At 49.8% G+C, this 20,119-nt stretch carries 17 protein-coding genes and 1 pseudogene; 15 read left to right on the plus strand and 3 right to left on the minus strand.

The genetic code is table 11. From position 1 onward, the window contains the following. Positions 1 to 41 precede the first annotated feature (41 nt). From trkA to AB5903_RS14855, 13 genes are all read left to right on the plus strand, one after another. Positions 42 to 1,382, plus strand: a complete 1,341-nt coding sequence (trkA, locus tag AB5903_RS14795; RefSeq protein ID WP_005657469.1) for a Trk system potassium transporter TrkA — start codon at positions 42 to 44, stop codon at positions 1,380 to 1,382. Positions 1,383 to 1,470: 88 nt separating this feature from the next. Continuing rightward, a complete protein-coding gene (locus tag AB5903_RS14800) occupies positions 1,471 to 2,922 on the plus strand; it encodes a TrkH family potassium uptake protein (RefSeq protein WP_005657471.1) in 1,452 nt (483 codons plus the stop codon). 125 nt (positions 2,923 to 3,047) lie between these two features. After that, the gene (locus AB5903_RS14805) at positions 3,048 to 3,395 is read left to right on the plus strand and encodes a hypothetical protein (RefSeq protein ID WP_005657473.1); all 348 of its coding nucleotides are present in this window, start codon (positions 3,048 to 3,050) and stop codon (positions 3,393 to 3,395) included. Between the two features lie 98 nt (positions 3,396 to 3,493). Next, the gene (locus tag AB5903_RS14810) at positions 3,494 to 3,844 is read left to right on the plus strand and encodes an NADH-quinone oxidoreductase subunit A (RefSeq protein ID WP_005657477.1); all 351 of its coding nucleotides are present in this window, start codon (positions 3,494 to 3,496) and stop codon (positions 3,842 to 3,844) included. Next, positions 3,835 to 4,422 (plus strand): NADH-quinone oxidoreductase subunit B, encoded by a 588-nt coding sequence (locus tag AB5903_RS14815; protein WP_005657479.1) that lies wholly within the window; start codon positions 3,835 to 3,837, stop codon positions 4,420 to 4,422. Before AB5903_RS14810 ends, AB5903_RS14815 begins: the two co-directional genes overlap by 10 nt. 14 nt (positions 4,423 to 4,436) lie before the next feature. Further along, positions 4,437 to 6,029, plus strand: a complete 1,593-nt coding sequence (locus AB5903_RS14820) for an NADH-quinone oxidoreductase subunit D (RefSeq protein WP_034535985.1) — start codon at positions 4,437 to 4,439, stop codon at positions 6,027 to 6,029. A gap of 79 nt (positions 6,030 to 6,108) precedes the next feature. Next, complete coding sequence (gene nuoH, locus AB5903_RS14825) at positions 6,109 to 7,185, plus strand: NADH-quinone oxidoreductase subunit NuoH (RefSeq protein ID WP_368117973.1); 1,077 nt, start codon at positions 6,109 to 6,111, stop codon at positions 7,183 to 7,185. A 59-nt stretch (positions 7,186 to 7,244) separates the two neighbouring features. Next, on the plus strand, positions 7,245 to 7,754 hold the full coding sequence (locus AB5903_RS14830) for a 4Fe-4S dicluster domain-containing protein (protein ID WP_005657486.1): 510 nt from the start codon (positions 7,245 to 7,247) through the stop codon (positions 7,752 to 7,754). Between the two features lie 29 nt (positions 7,755 to 7,783). Next, positions 7,784 to 8,296 carry an NADH-quinone oxidoreductase subunit J gene (locus AB5903_RS14835; RefSeq protein WP_005657487.1) on the plus strand — a complete coding sequence of 171 codons (513 nt, stop codon included), beginning with the start codon at positions 7,784 to 7,786 and terminating at the stop codon, positions 8,294 to 8,296. Positions 8,297 to 8,301: 5 nt separating this feature from the next. Beyond that, positions 8,302 to 8,610, plus strand: coding sequence for an NADH-quinone oxidoreductase subunit NuoK (gene nuoK / locus AB5903_RS14840; RefSeq protein WP_004289123.1), 309 nt, complete (start codon positions 8,302 to 8,304; stop codon positions 8,608 to 8,610). 173 nt (positions 8,611 to 8,783) lie between these two features. Beyond that, positions 8,784 to 10,697, plus strand: a complete 1,914-nt coding sequence (gene nuoL, locus AB5903_RS14845; protein ID WP_005657492.1) for an NADH-quinone oxidoreductase subunit L — start codon at positions 8,784 to 8,786, stop codon at positions 10,695 to 10,697. 70 nt (positions 10,698 to 10,767) lie between these two features. Next, positions 10,768 to 12,255: a NuoM family protein gene (locus tag AB5903_RS14850; RefSeq protein WP_005657494.1), complete on the plus strand. Its 1,488-nt coding sequence runs from the start codon at positions 10,768 to 10,770 to the stop codon at positions 12,253 to 12,255. A gap of 26 nt (positions 12,256 to 12,281) precedes the next feature. Further along, positions 12,282 to 13,721: an NADH-quinone oxidoreductase subunit N gene (locus AB5903_RS14855; protein WP_005657495.1), complete on the plus strand. Its 1,440-nt coding sequence runs from the start codon at positions 12,282 to 12,284 to the stop codon at positions 13,719 to 13,721. Between the two features lie 93 nt (positions 13,722 to 13,814). Here AB5903_RS14855 and AB5903_RS14860 read toward each other — a convergent pair whose 3' ends face one another. Beyond that, positions 13,815 to 14,684: an AraC family transcriptional regulator gene (locus AB5903_RS14860; protein WP_074713610.1), complete on the minus strand. Its 870-nt coding sequence runs from the start codon at positions 14,682 to 14,684 to the stop codon at positions 13,815 to 13,817. Between the two features lie 481 nt (positions 14,685 to 15,165). Here AB5903_RS14860 and uxuA point away from each other — a divergent pair, with 481 nt between their 5' ends. Together uxuA and AB5903_RS14870 are read left to right on the plus strand one after the other, a co-directional pair. After that, positions 15,166 to 16,353: a mannonate dehydratase gene (gene uxuA / locus AB5903_RS14865; protein ID WP_005657500.1), complete on the plus strand. Its 1,188-nt coding sequence runs from the start codon at positions 15,166 to 15,168 to the stop codon at positions 16,351 to 16,353. Between the two features lie 122 nt (positions 16,354 to 16,475). Next, positions 16,476 to 17,291: an SDR family oxidoreductase gene (locus AB5903_RS14870; protein WP_004289114.1), complete on the plus strand. Its 816-nt coding sequence runs from the start codon at positions 16,476 to 16,478 to the stop codon at positions 17,289 to 17,291. A 119-nt stretch (positions 17,292 to 17,410) separates the two neighbouring features. Here AB5903_RS14870 and AB5903_RS14875 read toward each other — a convergent pair whose 3' ends face one another. Beyond that, positions 17,411 to 19,363: a RagB/SusD family nutrient uptake outer membrane protein gene (locus AB5903_RS14875; RefSeq protein ID WP_217417662.1), complete on the minus strand. Its 1,953-nt coding sequence runs from the start codon at positions 19,361 to 19,363 to the stop codon at positions 17,411 to 17,413. Between the two features lie 23 nt (positions 19,364 to 19,386). Beyond that, positions 19,387 to 20,119 (minus strand): annotated as a pseudogene (locus AB5903_RS14880) (SusC/RagA family protein); the annotation flags it as partial.

Consider the following 20,119-nt stretch of genomic DNA (forward strand, 5'->3'; position numbering starts at 1 on the left):
ACTTCATTCCTGATTCTTTATTCTTCATTTCTTAAAGCATTGTGAAAATAATCATTGCAGGTGCCGGTGCAGTAGGCACACATTTGGCCAAACTATTGTCGCGCGAGAAGCAAGACATCATATTAATAGACGACAACGAAGAAAGGATGAGCACGCTCAGTTCCAACTTCGACCTGATGACCGTTAACGCCTCCCCCACTTCCATAAAAGGATTGAAAGAGGTGGGAGCGGGAGAGGCCGACCTGTTCATTGCCGTTACTCCCGACGAAAGCCGTAACATTACCGCCTGTATGCTTGCAACCAACCTGGGTGCGGTAAAAACCGTAGGGCGCATTGACAATTACGAATATCTGCTGCCCAAAAACAAGGAATTTTTCCAGAAGTTAGGAGTAGATTCGCTTATCTACCCGGAAATGCTTGCGGCAAAAGAGATTGTATCTTCCATCCGTATGAGCTGGGTACGCCAATGGTGGGAATTTTGCGGGGGCGCATTGATTCTGATAGGCGCCAAGATGCGCGAAAAAGCAGAAATCCTGAACATCCCCCTGCATCAGTTGGGCGGACCGGAATTGCCTTATCATGTGGTGGCCATCAAGCGCGGTAACGAAACACTGATTCCCCGCGGCGATGATGTTGTGAAACTGCATGATATTGTTTATTTCACGACCACCCGCAAATTCGTACCATACATCCGCAAGATAGCAGGCAAAGAAGATTATGCCGACGTACGCAATGTCATGATTATGGGTGGAAGCCGCATCGCCGTACGTACCGCACAATATGTCCCCGACTATATGCAGGTGAAAATCGTGGACAACGACCTGAACCGCTGTAACCGTCTGACCGAACTGCTGGATGACAAGACAATGATTATCAACGGCGACGGACGGGATATGGACCTGCTCATAGAAGAAGGATTGAAGAATACCGAAGCCTTTGTGGCACTGACCGGGAACTCGGAAACAAACATTCTTGCCTGTCTGGCGGCAAAACGCATGGGTGTAAGAAAAACCGTAGCCGAAGTAGAAAATATCGACTATATAGGCATGGCTGAAAGCCTCGACATCGGCACGGTTATCAACAAGAAGATGATTGCCGCCAGCCATATCTACCAGATGATGCTGGATGCCGATGTAAGCAACGTAAAATGCCTCACCTTTGCCAATGCCGATGTAGCGGAATTTACCGTCAAGGCAGGTTCAAAGATAACCAAACATCCGGTGAAAGACCTCGGCCTGCCCAAAGGGACAACCATCGGCGGACTGATACGCAACGGCGAGGGTGTGGTAGTTATGGGTAACACGCAAATACAGCCCGGCGACCACGTGGTGGTATTCTGCCTGAACATGATGATTAAGAAAATCGAAAAATACTTTAATTAATCGGGAGTTATAAATTCTGAATTATGAATTGGCTGCACCTGCGCCCCGTCCCATAATTCAAAATTAACGACTTAAAATCCAAACAAGCGTGATTAACTTTAAGACAATTATACGGATTATCGGTATTCTGCTACTGCTGGAGACAGTCATGTTGCTGGCATGTTCGGCAATATCGTACTACTATAATGACGAAGCCCTCCTCGATTTCTGGAAATCGGCAGGTATCACAGCAGGAGTGGGCCTGCTCATGGCTATCGCCGGAAAAGGCGGTGAGAAACAACTTACCCGCCGCGACGGTTACGTCCTGGTCAGCTTTGCCTGGGTGGCTTTTTCTCTTTTCGGTATGTTGCCTTTCTACATCAGCGGATATGTCCCTGACATCACGAATGCTTTCTTTGAAACCATGTCCGGTTTTACAAGTACGGGAGCCACCGTGCTGGATAATATAGAATCGCTTCCTCACGGATTGCTGTTCTGGCGCGGTATGACACAATGGATAGGCGGTTTGGGAATTATCATGTTTACGATTGCCGTATTACCCATCTTCGGGGTCAGCGGCCTGCAGGTGTTTGCCGCCGAAGCCAGCGGTCCCACGCACGACAAGGTGCATCCGCGCATCGGCATCACAGCCAAATGGATATGGAGCATCTATGCCGGACTCACTCTCATACTTGTAGTCTTGTTAATGCTGGGCGGCATGAACTGGTTCGACAGCGTATGCCATGCCTTTGCTACTACGGGCACGGGTGGTTTCTCCACCAAGCAGGCAAGTGTGGCCTATTACAATTCTCCTTATATAGAATATGTAATCTCCATTTTCATGTTTATTTCCGGCATCAACTTTACGCTATTGCTGTTCTTTGTCAACCGGAAATTCAAAAAGGTAATTGACAATGCCGAGCTGAAATGGTATTTCTGGTCGGTAGCAGGCTTTACCGGTGTGATAGCCGTAGTGCTCTATTATACCGGTTCAATGGATGCGGAAGAGGCTTTCCGCAAATCATTGTTCCAGGTCATATCGCTGCACACCTCCACCGGCTTTGCCACAGACGACTATATGTTATGGACACCTGTGCTTTGGGGACTTCTTACCATTGTCATGGTGATGGGAGCTTGTGCCGGCAGCACTTCCGGCGGTCTGAAATGTATCCGTATGGTCATTCTGGCCAAAGTATCCCGCAATGAGTGCAAGCACCTCCTCCATCCCAACGCAGTGTTGCCGGTGCGTATAAACAAACAAGTAATCCCCCCTTCCATCGTATCCACCGTGTTGGCATTTTTCTTTTTATATTTTATCATTATCATCATCAGCATACTGATAATGATGGGGATGGGGATAGGTGCCGAAGAGTCCATCGGCTGTGTTGTATCCAGCATCGGCAATATGGGCCCCGGATTGGGTGATACCGGTCCGGCATATTCATGGAATGCCCTGCCCGATGCCGCCAAATGGTTACTGTCATTCCTCATGTTATTGGGACGTCTGGAATTGTTTACCGTCTTACTTTTGTTCACCCCGGAATTCTGGAAACGGAATTGATTTAGGATAAAAAGTGTAAAAATAGTCTTATTTTGTTATGCAGAGATAGCAAAATGAGAGATACTTGTTATATCTTTGCGCCCTGAAACAGATAGGGAGGTATGAAACAGTGCATAAAATATTGTATGATAGCCATACTCGCGGTTTTATTACACAACGGTGCAATAGAGGCTGCGGATTTTTTGTGCGCTCCGGCCGGTTGCAAAGCAGAGAGTTGCATTTTGACGCAGGCGCCTACCGCCCAACAGGTCATTCATAATTATTACAGACATACATCATCCGCCGCTTCTTGCCTGGAACATGTGGAAAGCCAGCAGGTTCCAAACAACAAAAGCTCCCTGTTGCGCACTGATATTATCCGTATGCAGCAACTGCTGCGTGCGCAAAGCTATGACCGTATGCCGAATGTACACTGTCTTACCGTGCCCGGTCCGCATTATTACATAATCGGGTTAAGGAAGATTATCATTTAAAAAAAAGGTAAAGCATTATCACCTTGTCGCCTTATCGCTTTATCCTTGTTTTAGTGCAGTATATCTATATTTTATATATCTAAAATCTTATCGGATTTATGAACTTTACTTTGTTGGTAGCCGTCTTGCTGACGGCAATTGCTTTCGTGGGTATCGTCATCGCATTGTCCAATGCGATAGCCCCCCGTTCGTACAATGTGCAGAAAATGGAGCCGTACGAATGTGGTATTCCCACCCGCGGTAAATCATGGATGCAGTTTCGGGTAGGTTACTACTTGTTTGCCATCCTGTTTCTGATGTTTGAAGTGGAGACGGTGTTCCTGTTTCCGTGGGCAGTCATAGCACGCGAGCTGGGAGCTGCCGGACTTTTCAGTATTTTATTTTTCCTTATTATATTGGTTCTGGGCCTTGCATATGCCTGGAGGAAAGGAGCGTTGGAATGGAAGTAACGAAGAAACCCAAAATAAAATCCATCCCTTATGAGGAGTTTACAGACAACGAAACGTTGGAGAAATTGGTTCGGGAACTTAATGCCGGCGGCGCTAATGTGGCTATCGGCGTTCTGGACGATTTCATCGATTGGGGACGCAGCAATTCGCTGTGGCCGCTTACGTTTGCAACCAGTTGTTGCGGTATCGAATTCATGGCCCTCGGTGCAGCCCGCTACGATATGGCGCGCTTCGGGTTTGAGGTAGCCCGTGCCAGTCCGCGCCAGGCAGATATGATTATGGTGTGCGGAACAATCACGAACAAGATGGCTCCGGTGCTGAAACGCTTGTACGACCAGATGGCAGACCCTAAGTATGTGATAGCCGTAGGCGGTTGCGCTGTCAGCGGCGGCCCGTTCAAGAAGTCCTACCACGTTGTGAACGGAGTAGACAAGATTTTGCCGGTGGACGTATATATCCCCGGATGCCCTCCCCGCCCCGAAGCATTCTACTACGGAATGATGCAGTTGCAGCGTAAAGTAAAAATAGAGAAATACTTTGGCGGTGTAAACCAAAAAGAAGAAAGACCGGAAGAATGAATATGAATATGAGTATGGAAATAAGATATATAGAACCCGCAGCCTTGCATGACGAAATGCTGCGCCTGCGGCAGGAAGAACAAATGGACTTTCTGGAATGCCTCACCGGTATGGACTGGGGCGAACCGGATGCCGCCAAAGACACTCCCGACACTCCGCGCGGACTTGGCGTGGTGTATCAGTTGGAATCCACCGTCACCGGCAAGCGGACTGCCATCCGCACCGCCACACTCAACCGCGAGCATCCCGAACTTCCCTCTGTATGCGACATCTGGAAAGCGGCAGACTTTCTGGAGCGTGAAGTGTTCGACTTCTACGGCGTGGTATTCGTAGGACACCCCGACATGCGCCGCCTCTACCTGCGCAACGACTGGGTAGGGCATCCGATGCGTAAAGACGATGACCCGGAAGCACAGAACCCGCTGCGCATGGACAATGAGGAAACGGTTGATACCACCACCGAACTGGAACTGAACCCGGACGGAACGGTAAAGAACAAGGAAACGCAACTCTTCGGCGACGACGAATATGTGGTGAACATCGGTCCCCAACACCCCGCAACCCACGGCGTAATGCGTTTCCGCGTATCGCTGGAAGGTGAAATCATCAAAAAAATCGATGCCAACTGCGGATATATCCACCGGGGTATCGAAAAGATGTGCGAAAGTCTTACATACCCGCAGACACTGGCGCTGACCGACCGTCTGGACTACCTGGGCGCTCACCAGAACCGCCATGCCTTGTGTATGTGTATCGAAAAAGCCATGGGCATAGAGGTAAGCGAACGTGTGCAGTACATCCGTACCATCATGGACGAGTTGCAGCGCATCGACTCGCACCTGCTTTTCTACTCCTGCCTGGCAATGGACCTCGGTGCACTGACCGCCTTCTTCTACGGCTTCCGCGACCGTGAAAAGATTCTCGACATCTTCGAAGGAACCTGCGGCGGACGCCTCATCATGAACTACAACACGATTGGCGGCGTGCAAGCCGACATCGCCCCCGACTTCCAGAAGAAAGTCAAAGAGTTCATCCCATACCTGCGCGGCATCCTGCACGAATACCACGACGTGTTTACAGGAAACATCATTGCGCAGCAGCGCCTGAAAGGCGTAGGCGTACTCTCCCGTGAAGATGCCATAGCGTTCGGAGCCACCGGCGGTACGGGCCGTGCCAGCGGTTGGGCGTGCGACGTACGCAAGCGCATGCCTTACGGGGTGTATGACAAGGTGGACTTCAAAGAGATTGTCCGCACCGAGGGCGACTCCTGGGCACGCTACCTCATCCGTATGGACGAAATCATGGAGAGCCTGAAAATCATCGAACAACTGATAGACAATATCCCCGAAGGTGCATACCAGGAGAAGATGAAACCGATTATCCGCGTACCGGAAGGCACTTACTACGCTGCCGTAGAAGGCAGCCGCGGCGAGTTCGGCGTATTCCTTGAGAGCCACGGCGACAAGACACCCTACCGCCTGCACTTCCGCAGCACGGGGCTTCCGCTGGTATCTACCGTAGATACGATTTGCCGCGGTGCAAAGATTGCCGACCTTATCGCTATCGGCGGTACATTGGACTATGTAGTACCCGATATCGACCGATAACGGTAAAAAGCAAAAAGAACGTCAATAACAGACAGCAGACATACATCAAATCGTAAATCGTAAAACCGTAAATAAACAGATGTTTGACTTTAGTATAGTAACCAATTGGATTCACCAGATGCTGACCTCCCTCATGCCGGAAGGTCTGGCGGTGTTTCTTGAATGTGTAGTGATAGGCGTATGCATCATCCTGATGTATGCAGTGCTTGCCATTATCCTGATTTACATGGAGCGCAAGATATGCGCCTTTTTCCAATGCCGCCTCGGTCCGATGCGTGTAGGAAAATGGGGATTGCTCCAAGTGCCGTGCGACGTTATCAAGATGTTGACCAAGGAAATCATCGACCTGAAGTTCTCCGACCGATTCCTCTACAACCTGGCGCCGTTCATGGTCATCATAGCCTCGTTCCTCACCTTCGCCTGCCTGCCTGTCAGCAAAGGTCTGGAAGTGCTGGACTTCAACGTGGGCGTGTTTTTCCTGCTTGCCGCTTCGAGCATCGGCGTGGTAGGTATCCTGCTTGCCGGCTGGAGTTCCAACAATAAGTTCTCGCTTATCGGAGCCATGCGAAGCGGTGCGCAAATCATCAGTTACGAACTCTCGTGCGGACTGAGCATCCTGACGATGGTAGTCCTGATGGGTACGATGCAGTTCTCCGAAATCGTAGCCGGACAAGCCGACGGCTGGTTCATCTTCAAAGGACATATCCCGGCTCTGATAGCTTTCATCATCTACCTGATTGCCGGCAATGCGGAAACCAACCGCGGTCCGTTCGACTTGCCCGAGGCCGAAAGCGAGCTGACGGCAGGCTATCATACGGAATACTCCGGTATGGGCTTCGGCTTCTTCTACCTGGCAGAGTACCTGAACCTGTTCATCGTAGCGAGTGTGGCAGCCACGATATTCTTAGGCGGCTGGATGCCGTTGCACATCGTGGGCCTGGACGGCTTCAACGCTGTAATGGATTACATTCCGGGCTTTGTATGGTTCTTCAGCAAGGCATTCTTCGTGGTGTTCCTGCTGATGTGGATTAAATGGACATTCCCGCGTCTGCGTATCGACCAGATTCTGAACCTCGAATGGAAATATCTGGTTCCCATCAGCATGGTGAACCTGATTCTAATGGTATTAATCGTAGTATTTGAATTGCATTTCTAAGCCGGCACAGCACCGGAGCAATATTTCCTTTCGGGCAACACTAAATAATAATTACAACAATGAAAGAAAAAGAACATAATTCTTACATAGGCAGCCTCATACACGGTATCACTTCCCTGCTGACGGGCATGAAAACCACCATGACCGTTTTCTGGCGGAAGAAGACTACCGAACAGTATCCGGAAAACCGGAAGACGCTGAAACTCTCCGAACGTTTCCGCGGCACGCTGACAATGCCCCACAACGAGAAGAACGAACACCATTGCGTGGCCTGCGGCTTGTGCCAGACGGCTTGTCCCAACGACACCATCAAGGTGACGAGCCAGACGATAGAAACGGAAGACGGCAAGAAAAAGAAGATATTGGCGAAGTACGAATACGACCTCGGTTCGTGCATATTCTGCCAGCTTTGCGTCAATGCCTGCCCGCACGATGCCATTACGTTCGACCAGAACTTCGAGCATGCCGTATTCGACCGCAGCAAACTGGTACTGACGCTGAACCATCCGGGCAGTCACGTAGAAGAGAAGAAGAAACCCGCCGCTCCCCAGCCTGAAGCAGCGAAGTAATCAGTCATTCATAATTAGTAATCAATAACATGGAATTTAATCTTGAAACAATAGTATTTTACTTCCTTGCGGCCTTCATCAGCGTATTCTCCATACTGACGGTAACCACCAGACGCATGGTACGTTCGGCCACATACCTGCTGTTCGTGCTTTTCGGCACGGCAGGCATCTACTTCCTGCTGGGATATACGTTCCTCGGTTCGGTACAGATTATGGTCTATGCGGGCGGTATCGTCGTGCTTTACGTCTTCTCCATTCTGCTCACCAGCGGTGAAGGCGACATGGCGGCCAAGCTGAAACGCAGCAAGTTCCTTGCCGGACTGGGCGCTACCGTGGCAGGAGCCGTCATCGTACTGTTCATAACCCTGAAACATAAGTTCATCGCCACCACAGACATCGAACCGCTCGAAGTCAACATCAAGACCATCGGCCACCACATGCTGAGCGGCGACAAATACGGTTACCTATTGCCCTTCGAGGCCGTCAGCATCCTGCTGCTGGCATGTATCGTAGGCGGATTGTTAATAGCACGTAAAAGATAAGATTTATGATACACATGGAATATTACCTGATAGTCTCGGCTATCATGTTCTTCGCCGGCATCTACGGGTTCTTTACCCGCCGCAATACGTTGGCGATACTGATTTCAATTGAGTTGATACTGAATGCTACGGACATCAACTTCGCGGTATTCAACCGTTTCCTGTTTCCCGGCGGACTGGAAGGTTACTTCTTCTCCCTGTTCTCCATTGCCATCTCGGCAGCCGAAACGGCCGTGGCCATTGCCATCATGATTAACATCTATCGCAATATCCGCAGCATACAGGTGAACAAGCTGGACGAACTCAAATGGTAGATGCCTGTGCAGGCATCCTGCATAAGCCTGTGCAGATGTCCTGCATAGCACTGTGCAGACACCCTGCATAGAGTTGTGCAGACCGCCTGCATAATGAGCCATTCAATAAAAACAAAAAGAGAGACTGAGCAGCATTTCTCAATTCTCCATTTTCAATTCTCAATTCAATAATTATGGAATATACGATTCTAATCCTTCTCCTTCCTTTGCTCTCGTTCCTTGTGTTGGGACTGGGCGGCAAATGGATGTCGCACCGCACTGCCGGACTCATCGGCACGGCTGTGCTGGGTGCAGTGGCGGTACTCTCCTACCTCACCGCAATACACTATTTCACCGCCCCGCGGCTGGCAGACGGCACATTTGCCACACTGATGCCTTACAACTGTACATGGCTGCCGTTTACGCCGACACTCAGCATTGACCTGGGCATCCTGCTCGACCCCATATCGGTGATGATGCTGATTGTCATAAGTACCGTATCGTTCATGGTACACCTCTACTCTTTCGGCTATATGAAAGGCGAACGCGGCTTCCAACGCTACTACGCTTTCCTCTCGCTGTTTACGATGTCCATGCTCGGACTGGTGGTGGCAACCAATATCTTCCAGATGTATCTGTTCTGGGAGCTGGTGGGTGTGTCTTCCTACCTGCTGATAGGCTTCTACTACACGAAACCCGCAGCAATCGCCGCCAGCAAGAAAGCGTTTATCGTGACCCGCTTTGCCGACCTGGGCTTCCTTATCGGTATCCTGGTTTACGGTTACTATGCCGGAACCTACACCTTCCAACCCAATGAAATGGCCTTGCTGAAAGGCGGCGCTGCCATGATTCCGCTGGCGCTGGGACTGATGTTCATCGGCGGAGCCGGCAAGAGCGCCATGTTCCCGCTGCACATCTGGCTGCCCGATGCCATGGAAGGTCCTACTCCGGTGAGCGCACTGATTCATGCCGCTACGATGGTGGTGGCAGGCGTATACCTGGTGGCACGCATGTTCCCGCTGTTCATCGACTATGCGCCCCACGTGCTGCACCTCGTGGCCTATGTAGGCGCATTCACCGCATTCTATGCCGCCAGCGTGGCTTGTGTGCAGAGTGACATCAAGCGTGTACTTGCCTTCTCCACCATCTCGCAGATAGGCTTTATGATGGTAGCGCTCGGCGTATGTACATCCACAGACCCGCACGAAGGCGGACTGGGTTATATGGCAGGCATGTTCCACTTGTTTACGCACGCCATGTTCAAGGCGTTGCTGTTCCTCGGTGCAGGAAGCATCATCCATGCGGTGCACAGCAACGAGATGTCCGCCATGGGCGGCCTGCGCAAATACATGCCGGTTACGCACATCACCTTCCTGATAGCCTGCCTTGCCATTGCCGGCATTCCCCCGTTCTCCGGGTTCTTCTCCAAGGACGAGATACTGACGGCCTGCTTCCGGTTCAGCCCCGTTATGGGTTGGATTATGACGGTGATTGCCGCCATGACCGCATTCTATATGTTCAGACTGTATTACGGCATTTTCTGGGGCAGTTCGGAGCCGGGGCTGAAGTCGGCAAGCGATGAAAGCCACAGCCATCAGCACACGCCTCACGAGTCGCCCCTTGCCATGACCGTTCCCCTGATGTTCCTTGCCGCAGTTACGATAGTTGCCGGATTTATTCCTTTCGGCCACTTCGTCAGCTCCAACGGCGAAGCCTATACCATCCACCTCGACTGGGGCGTGGCAGGAACAAGCATTGCCATTGCGGTTATCTCCATAGCTGTGGCCACTTTTATGTATAAAGGCGAAAAACAGCCGGTTGCCGATGCGCTTGCCCGCCGCTTCAACGGCTTGTGGACAGCAGCCTATCACCGCTTCTACATCGATGAGGTCTACCAGTTCATCACCCACCGCATCATCTTCGGCTGCATCAGCCGCCCCATTGCCTGGTGGGACCGTCATGTGGTGGACGGCTTCTTCGATTTCCTTGCCTGGGGCGCCAATGCCACCAGCGACGAGATACGCGGCCTGCAAAGCGGACGCATCCAGCAATACACCTTCGTATTCCTGCTGGGTACGCTTGCACTGATACTGCTGCTGTTGCTGTAAACGAGAAACGGAAATTGATAGTGATGTATCAACCATATAGAACAATAACAATTAATACCATATTATAAAGATGAATTTCTTATCCATATTCGTACTCATCCCCTTGCTGATGCTGTTGGGCCTCTGGCTCAGCCGTAATATCGCACAGATACGTGCGGTGATGGTAGCCGGCGCTTCGGCATTGCTCGTTGCAGCCGTCGGACTGACCGTCGTCTACCTGCAAGCCCGTCACGGCGGCGCTACGGATGAAATGCTGTTCCGTGCCGATGTAGCCTGGTATCCCGCCCTCAACATCCACTATTCCGTAGGGGTGGACGGCATCTCGGTAGCCATGCTGCTGCTCTCGGCCATTATCGTGTTTACGGGTACATTCGCTTCCTGGCGTCTGCAACCGCTGACCAAAGAATATTTCCTGTGGTTCACCCTGCTGTCGATGGGTGTGTTCGGTTTCTTTATCTCGACCGACCTGTTCACCATGTTCATGTTCTACGAGGTAGCGCTCATCCCGATGTACCTGCTGATTGGCGTATGGGGTTCGGGACGCAAGGAATACGCTGCCATGAAACTGACGCTGATGCTGATGGGCGGTTCCGCTTTCCTGCTTATCGGTATCCTCGGTATCTACTTCGGTAGCGGCGCCACCACCATGAACCTGCTGGAGATAGCCCAACTGCACAATATTCCCGTGGAGCAACAACGCATCTGGTTCCCGCTTACCTTCCTCGGTTTCGGCGTGCTGGGCGCTCTGTTCCCGTTCCATACCTGGAGCCCCGACGGTCACGCATCCGCACCTACCGCCGTCAGCATGCTGCATGCAGGCGTACTGATGAAGCTGGGCGGCTACGGCTGTTTCCGCATCGCTATGTACCTGATGCCCGAAGCCGCACAGGAGCTCGGCTGGATATTCCTCGTACTGACGGGTATCTCCGTGGTGTACGGCGCATTCTCCGCTTGCGTGCAGACCGACCTGAAGTACATCAATGCCTACTCTTCCGTATCGCACTGCGGACTGGTGCTTTTCGCCATCCTGATGATGAACCGGACAGCCTGTACGGGTGCCGTGCTGCAAATGCTTTCCCACGGATTGATGACCGCCCTGTTCTTCGCCCTTATCGGTATGATATACGGACGGACGCACACACGCGATGTACGCGAGCTTAGCGGACTGATGAAGATTATGCCCTTCCTGGCGGTATCCTATGTCATCGCCGGTCTGGCCAACCTCGGTCTGCCGGGACTCAGCGGTTTCATTGCCGAAATGACAATCTTCAACGGCGCTTTCCAGCATCCCGATACCTTCCACCGCGCATGGACCGTCATCGCTTGTACGAGTATTGTGATTACCGCAGTCTACATCCTGCGCCTTGTCGGTAAAATCCTCTACGGAACCTGTACCAACAAGCACCACCTGACATTGACCGATGCCACCTGGGACGAACGTACCGCCGTAATCATCCTCATTGCCTGCGTAGCCGGACTGGGTCTTGCTCCGCTGTGGATAAGCAACATGATTGGAGACAGCGTGCTGCCGGTAGTCAACCTATTAGCCACTCACTAAACACTAATCACTAATCACCAAATAACATGGATTACTCCCAATTTCTATTAATGAAAGAAGAGCTGTCGCTGATAGCGGTTATCGTTATCCTCTTCATAGCCGACCTCTTCATGAGTCCGGATGCGCACAAGCACGACGGCAAGCCGATGTTGAACACCATGCTGCCCGTTGCCCTGCTCATCGTCCATACGCTTATAACCATCGTTCCCGGTCCGGCAGCCGACGCTTTCGGCGGGATGTACCATAACCAACCGATACAGAGTATCGTCAAATCCATTCTCAGCGTAGGTACGCTCATCGTGTTCCTTATGGCGCATGAGTGGATGCGCCGCCCCGATGCGGCAATCAAGCAGGGCGAGTTCTATGTACTGACACTCTCCACGCTGCTGGGTATGTACTTCATGATTTCCGCCGGGCACTTCCTGATGTTCTTCATCGGACTGGAAACGGCCAGCATCCCCATGGCTGCGCTGGTGGCTTTCGATAAGTACCGCCACCACTCTGCCGAAGCAGGCGCCAAGTACATCCTTACCGCACTCTTCTCCAGCGGACTGCTGCTTTACGGCCTTTCGCTGATATACGGTACGGTAGGCACACTCTACTTTGCCGATATCCCGGCACATCTGGACGGAAGCCCGTTGCAGATTATGGCATTCGTATTCTTCTTCTCCGGCATGGGATTCAAGATTTCGCTGGTGCCTTTCCACCTGTGGACGGCCGACGTATACGAAGGTGCTCCGAGTACGGTAACCGCTTACCTGAGCGTTATCTCCAAAGGTGCGGCGGCATTCGTGCTGATGACCATCCTCTATAAGGTATTCGCACCGATGGCGGCGCAATGGCAGGAAGTGCTCTACTGGGTTATCATCGCCTCTATCACGCTCGCCAACCTCTTTGCGCTGCGTCAGGAGAATTTGAAACGGTTGATGGCGTTCTCCAGTATCTCGCAAGCCGGTTACATCATGCTGGGTGTTATCAGCGGAACGTCGCTGGGTATGACGTCGCTGGTGTACTACGTACTGATTTACCTGTTTGCCAACCTCGCCGTCTTTACCGTTATCACGATTGTAGCATTGCGCGCCGATAAGTTTACACTGGAAGATTACAACGGATTGTACACCACCAACCCTAAGCTGGCTTTCCTTATGACGCTGGCACTATTCTCGCTGGCAGGTATTCCGCCGTTCGCAGGCTTCTTCTCGAAGTTCTTCATCTTTGCGGCGGCATTCGAAAGTGGTTTTCATCTGCTGGTGTTCATTGCGTTAATCAATACGATTCTGTCGCTTTACTACTATCTGAAGATTGTAAAGGCAATGTATATCAACAAGAGCGATGAGCCTATCGCCGCTTTCCGTAGCGATAACTACACGCGTGCCGGCCTTGCCATCTGTACGCTAGGCATCGTGGCGCTGAGTATTGCCAGCGTGGTATACCAGTCCATCGACAAGTTCTCGTTCGGTATGTAACGGTCGAGATTCCGTAAAATAACTTTTACCACATCCCCCCTTCACCCTTTCGCACACTCCTGTTTATGGGAGACGAAGGGTGAAGGGGGGAAATCATTTCATTATCTGATTCCGGTACTGCGTCGGTGTCAGTCCCGTCAGTTGCTTGAAGGTGCGGTTGAAGTGCGGAATAGAGTCGAACCCGCACTCCACAGCTATCTGCGAAATCTCCATATCGCCAATGGTCAGCAGTTTGCAGGCATAACCAATGCGCATGTCCGCCACATATTGCAGGAAAGTCTTTCCCGTGGCGTCCTTGAAGAAACGGCAAAAGGCGCTGCTGTTCATATTCGCCATTTCGGCTATCTCGTCGAGCTTGAGGGAACGGGTGTAGTTGCTATTGATAAAGGAGATGATTTTATCGATACGCTTGTTTCCCGCTGTGGGAAACTTCTCATAGTAGCAAGGGCTTGCCAGCATCCTTCTTGGGACGGATACCGCCAATGCCTGCAATAAATCCAGCAAACCGGTTATCTGTCCGAATCCTTTCAGTTCGGGAAAAGCGGATACCATGTCGCGTACCGCACCGGCATCGGCCGTGTGAAAGACAACACCCCGTCTGGCCTCTTTCAGCAACACCCGTATCTGGTGAAACTGCGGATAATGGTCGAACGAGTATTGCATGAAGTTCTCCTCAAACTGAATGATAGTTCCTTGCACCCGCAACCGGGGATTATCGCCGTGATAAGCATCGTCACTCCGCATATAATGAGGCAGGCTGGGACCGAACAATACCACATCTCCTTCCGAAAAACACTCTATGCAATCGCCCACAAAGCAACGGCCGCAGCTTTTCTTCACATAGATTATTTCGTACTGGCTGTGGAAATGCCAGGGGTAAGTGAAGCGGTCGTAGTCGTAATAGCGCGCCTTTATCGGGTTGGACTCCGATATCTGGAGCTGTTCGTTTATTATCTGTCTCATAACACTGCCTGATGTTGATACGGCATCTCCCGGTTTGCCGAGCCGCATCCTATCCTTACACAAAGATAGCGAATAATAACAATAAGTCTGCGGGAAAAAAGAAAATACAAAGGGAAACGGAAAGAATACCCCGGTTGGTACGGAGCATACCAACCGGTGGCAGGAGACGTACCGAAGCGTGGTATGAACTGTACCAAAGCGTGGTACGAGCTGTACCAAACTGTGGTAGGAGCCGTACCAAAGTGCGGTACAAGGCGTACCAACCGTTGGTATTTCCCGTACCAAACGCAGGTATTATATTGGTACTTATATACTATTGATTTAAAGCTGTTTACTTCGTAGCAAAGGTTACTATCCCATTATCCTTTCAATACACGCAAATATCTGCAAACATCCTGCAAATATCCGTTTATATACAAACTGTTTTAGTGCCTACATTTGCAGTAAATAATCATTTTAAATCATTAATACAAAAAGAAGTATGGAAAAGACTTGGAGATGGTTCGGTAAGAAAGACAAAATAACGCTCGGTATGCTTCGGCAAATCGGTGTGGAAGGGATAGTTACCGCCTTGCACGATGTGCCCAACGGCGAAATCTGGACAGAAGAGGCCATCAACGATTTAAAGACATATATCGAGTCCTATGGCTTGCGCTGGTCGGTTGTGGAGAGCCTGCCCGTATGCGAGGCCATTAAATATGCCGGACCGGAACGCGAACAACTGATAGAGAACTACAAAATCAGTCTTGCCAATCTGGGCAAATGCGGTGTAAAGACCGTATGCTATAACTTCATGCCCGTTATCGACTGGATACGCACGGATTTACAACACCCCTGGGCAGACGGAACCTCATCGCTCTACTTCGACCGGGTGCGTTTTGCTTATTTCGACCTGCGCATTCTGCAACGTGAGGGAGCCGAAAAGGATTACTCCGCCGAAGAGCTGGCTAAAGTGGCCGAACTGGACAAGACCATCACCGAAACCGAAAAAGACAGCCTTGTCGATGCGATTATCGTAAAGACGCAGGGATTCGTAAACGGCAACATCAAGGAAGGCGACAAGAATCCGGTGAATATATTCAGAAATCTGCTTGCCTTGTACAAAGGTATCGACCGCGATGCGCTCCGCGAGAACATGCGGTATTTCCTTGCCGCCATCATGCCGGTGTGCGAGGAGTACGGCGTAAATATGTGCGTACATCCCGACGACCCGCCTTTCCAGGTACTGGGCTTGCCGCGTATCGTGACCAACGAAGAGGACATCGCCTGGTTCCTGAATGCAGTGGATAATCCACACAACGGACTGACGTTCTGTGCCGGCTCGCTCAGTGCGGGAGAGCATAACGACACCCGCGAACTCGCCAGGAAGTTTGCATCACGCACCCACTTTGTACATCTGCGCAGCACCGCAGCCATGCCGGGCGGCAACTTCATAGAAAGCTCCCACCTGACGGGACGCGGTCACCTCATCGACCTTATCCGCATCTTCGAGCAAGAAAACCCGAACCTGCCCATGCGTGTAGACCACGGACGGATGATGCTGGGCGATGAGAACAAGGGATATAATCCCGGCTATTCATTCCACGGCCGTATGCTGGCGCTGGCACAGGTGGAAGGCATGATGGCAGTGGTACAAGACGAAATGAAACAGAAGGAAACACAAGCATAAAATATACAATATAGATACGTGAAGCAGAAGACAATAAAGTATGAGGGGGCATACGCTTCATGCTTTATGCACGTGCTTCCCCGTATAAAAAAAGAAAAGAAAGAAAAAAGGAGACAAAGATTATGAACGAACAATTCAGTATTGCAGGTAAAGTAGCAGTTATCACCGGTGCAGGTGGTGTATTGGGTGGCAGCATTGCCAAGTGTTTTATGCAACAAGGCGCTAAAGTCGTAGCGGTAGACATCCGTCAGGAACAACTGGACAAGCGTGTAGAGGAACTGAAAACCTATGGTGAAGATGTAATCGGTATCGTCGGTAACGTGCTGGACATCGCCAGTCTTGAGAAACTTGCCGATGACATCGTTGCCAAGTGGGGACGTATCGACATTCTGCTCAACATTGCCGGCGGAAATATGCCGGGCGCAACTCTGGCTCCCGACCAGCACTTCTACGACATGGACATCTCCTGCTGGGAGAAAGTGACCAATCTGAACATGAACGGAACCGTTTACCCGTCTTTAGTGTTCAGCAAAGTGATGGCTAAGCAAGGTAAGGGCTGCATCGTCAACGTATCTTCCATGGCAGCTTACAGCGCCATCACCCGCGTTCCTGGCTATTCGGCAGCCAAGACAGCCGTTGCCAACTTCACCCAATGGCTGGCAAGCGAACTGGCACTGAAATACGGAGACGGTATCCGCGTCAATGCCATCGCCCCGGGCTTCTTCATCGGCGACCAGAACCGCGCCGTACTCATCAACCCCGACGGCTCACTGACCGACCGCAGCAAGAAAGTCTTGGCCAAAACCCCGATGAAACGCTTCGGCGACATCAACGAATTGAACGGCGCCGTACAGTTCCTGTGCAGCGATGCCGCCAGCTTCGTTACGGGTGCATTGCTTCCTATTGACGGCGGTTTCAGCGCATTCAGCGGAGTATAACCCCGTCAATCTTCGATTATTTATTTTACCGGAAAGAAACACAAAGAGAAGGCTCTCTACCCCGATTGGCAGAGAGCCTTCTTCTCTTCACTGTATTATAAACTTATAATGGATGCCGATTAATATCCGGGATTCTGTTCCGCTTTCTTTTCTTCAGGAGTTAACGCATGACCGTCCTTTTGGATAGCATCCAGGTAGGTTTGCGGAATAGGACGCAAATTATGACGTTCCTGAATATTGGGGGCAGCATCCGGATTAAATGCTTTGGCGCGTTCGACCAAAGTCAACGTCCTTGATAAATCTTGCCAACGATGAAATTCACCGCAAAGTTCACGAGAACGTTCGTTCAGTAACAGACACAGCATACGGTCATAATCCGTACTATACCCTAATTTACTGATAATAGCCTCATCTTCGGCCGGCAAGTTGTGAATATCCGTAATCTTTAAGTCTGTAGCAGATTTAATGTTTCTGTCGATATTGTTGGACTCATAATAAGAATTCTCCGCAAAATAAGAATTCACACCGTCATCCTTATATCCCAACGCTTTATCATTATAAGCAGCACCACCATCGCAATATGCGGAACGGTCTTCTCCTGCTTTATAAGCGGCACGTGCACGAAGATCATTGATATAGCCTAAAGCATCAGGATACTTGCCTTGACGAATCAACACTTCGGCTGCAATCAAATAGGTTTCACCCAAACGGGCAAGAATACCATCGCGGAAACCAACACGACTGTCTCTCGATTCACGGGAACCGTCAATATACTTATTCAACGTACAATAACGATTAGTATAATCATATAAAGCCTCATCATCTTCTCCGTTGCGATCTTTCGGATAAGCTACAAACACTGTCGGAATTGTTTTCCCCGTCTTGTCATAAGTCACCTGATTGTTAAGCTGTACAGCATCAAAACGAGTGTCACCGGGACGGTTAATTACATACATGATACCCAAATCACCGTGTACGTATCCGGAACCTTTTTGCGGGTTGTTCACCGCATATTTCGTTTTAAAACTTTTCCAGAAACGAGAGTCATCGACCATATCATACACATTGTACATATAATAAGTAGTTCTGAGACGTTGATACTCGCGTTCACCGGCAATATCACGTTGCATTTGCGGCAAATCTTTGTATACGGAAACATAATAGAGATGACACTGATTACCATTAGCTCCTTCCGTTGCTTTGTCAGAAGAGAACTGAGCTGCCAAAATTATTTCATCCAGTTGCTCGTTTGCACCGTTCGGCTCAGTATAATTCCACAAATCTGCATAATTCGGAGCTAAACTACGATGAGATATAACCTCTTGCGCCAAACGTAATGCTTCTTTCAAATCATCCTCTTTCGTTGCGCTGTTCCAATCATCATTTATCTCACTGGCACGCAACAAATATGCTTTGGCAAGAAAATGCGCTGCTGCATCTTTCGTCATCTTTCCTGTCATGGGAGCTGTTTCGGGCAGATACTTATAAGCGTCTTTTAAGTCACTGATCACCTGTTGCAATGTTTCTTCGGCAGTAGCGCGAGAAAATTCACGTTCCGGAGTTTCGCTCGGAGTAAGTTTCAAAGGAACTCCCCCATACTGAGATACCAGTTTCAGATAATTGAACCCGCGCAGGAAATAAGCTTCTCCCATATAAGTATTCTTATTGTCTGCTTTGTAACTATCCGGAGTAACCTTACTCAATAGCAGATTGGCATTGTTGATACCGATATACATGCCATCCCAAACTTCATACATATTGGTAGAGTTGCTGACAATCGATGACTGGAAGTTTCCATCATAATTATTCCAGGAAGCATTAGAACCGTCGCCACCTACACGAAACTCATCCGTACCATAGTTAGTAGTGGCACATGCCCACTCTTTTGCAAAATGGAAACGTAAATTATAGTAAAGGCTAACTTCCAAACGGTCGATACCTTCTTGAGTATCGAAGAAATCTGTATTCTGCTGAGTAGTCAACTCCTCATCCAGAAAATCACTGCAAGAAGTCATCGGACCTACCAAAGTCAAGGCCAACAAGCCAAATGTTATTTTTTTATGTAGTTTCATAATCATAATACTTTTAATGACATTTAAAATCCAACATTCAAACCAATTGTGAATCCACGGTTCCAAGTAGAAGTAAACGCTTGCGAAGCATCCAATTCCAGGAAATCAATATTAGAGAAAATTCGTCCCGGATTCTTGGCTTGTACATAAACCTTTAAATTAGATAAATTCCACTTTTTGATGAGCGTCTGCGGAAAAGTGTAACCCAAAGATATGTTACGTACTTTCAGAAATGAACCGTTCTTATAACCTACAATACGATAGTAAGGGTCTCCACCGCCAATATTGTAAATAGGTTTCTGATATTCTGCATTCTTGTTGTTTTCGTTATAATAATTTATCTTACGCTGCATATAACGTCCACCCTGCCATTCACCGCCGGTATCTACCATATAATCGAAGCGTCCGTACATCATAACAGAGAGGTCGAAATTCTTGTAAGTAAACGTATTCGTCATGCCAAAAGTCCAACGGGGACGAGTATGTCCTATGATTACACGATCGTCATTCGGGTCGATTTTATAATCACCATTTTGGTCTATCGGACGTACCATACCTGCTTGGAATGAATGCCCTTTGGCATTGAACTTAGCCATTTCGGCAGCGTCTTCTTCTTTCCAAAGTCCGCCACACTCGTAACCGTAAATTACCCCCAACGCCTGTCCTATAAACCAATTATTATTTATATCGTCCTCTTTACCATTTGCCAATTCATCAATCTTGTCTTTCTGCCATGCAGCATTAATACTGGTAGAC

It is taken from the genome of Bacteroides sp. 2201st1_D9_2201SCRN_220225 (assembly GCF_040928965.1).
GTDB lineage: Bacteria > Bacteroidota > Bacteroidia > Bacteroidales > Bacteroidaceae > Bacteroides > Bacteroides stercoris.